Origin of the sequence: Paractinoplanes toevensis, from assembly GCF_018332695.1 — a bacterium.
In the GTDB taxonomy this organism is placed as follows: domain Bacteria; phylum Actinomycetota; class Actinomycetes; order Mycobacteriales; family Micromonosporaceae; genus Actinoplanes; species Actinoplanes toevensis.
In genome coordinates, this window is sequence record NZ_BOQN01000231.1 from 1 (window position 1) to 878 (window position 878).

1 protein-coding gene is annotated in these 878 nt (G+C 75.7%); it reads right to left on the minus strand.

Translation table 11 applies throughout. The features are described 5' to 3' along the window. Positions 1–175: 175 nt before the first annotated feature. Positions 176–878 (minus strand): hypothetical protein (locus tag Ato02nite_RS50850; RefSeq protein WP_213013951.1); only part of this gene is annotated, 703 nt, incomplete at its 5' end.

Below are 878 nucleotides of genomic sequence, written 5' to 3' on the forward strand. Positions count from 1 at the left end.
GCGGGCGCGCCGGCCGGCCCGCCGGAACGTCCTTCGGACGAAGAGCTGCGCGAGGCGGTGGCGGGCCGGGAGACCGGGGGCGCGTCCCGGCGGGACGCGATCCAGGCGGTGGCCGACGAGTACGGGCTGAAGAAGCGCGACGTGTACGGGCTGGTGCACCAGCCTCGCTGATCCGTCAGTAGGCCCCGATCAGGAAACCGATCAGCAGCAGTACCGGCCCGGCCAGGCTCGCCAGCACGGCACCACGCCGGGCTCGCCCGGTTTCCAGGCGGCGAGCGCGGGTCACCCCGGCGATCACGTACCCGCACAGCAGCACCAGCGCGAACCCGAGCAGCCAGCGCAGCTGCAGCAGCGGGCTGGTGTCGCCCAGGTAGGCGCGCGGGCTGTCCGGGCTGACCATCCGGGCCGGGCTGACCGTGCCCGGCACCCGCTCGCCCGGGCCGACCCCGAGCAGCGTCACCTTGCTGATCGTGAAGCCGCCGTCGGCCGACGCGAACCGGCCGGTGCAGTGCTGGGTGACGCCGGAGCTGGTGCAGTGGGTGGTGGTCGCGTACCCACGGTCGCCGTGCCCCATGGCCAGCCAGAACGGCTCGGCGCTGACCCACGCGAAGAACGCGGCGAGCAGGCCCAGCGCGACCAGCGAGGCGAGCGCGGCCACGGGTGGCTGCCGGTGGGCCGACGGCCGGCCACCGCGGCGGCCCGCGGCGTGCGCCGGCCGGTCGACCGGCTGCGGCTCGGCGAGCTTCTGTTCATGGTCGGACTGCCAGAACGGCGAGTTCTCGAGCCGTTCGAGGCGGGCGTCGACCTCGGGCACCCCGGTCGGCAACGGCAGCGGTGGGAGCGGCTCGGTGGGCCGGTCCAGGCCGCCGCGGCGGCTC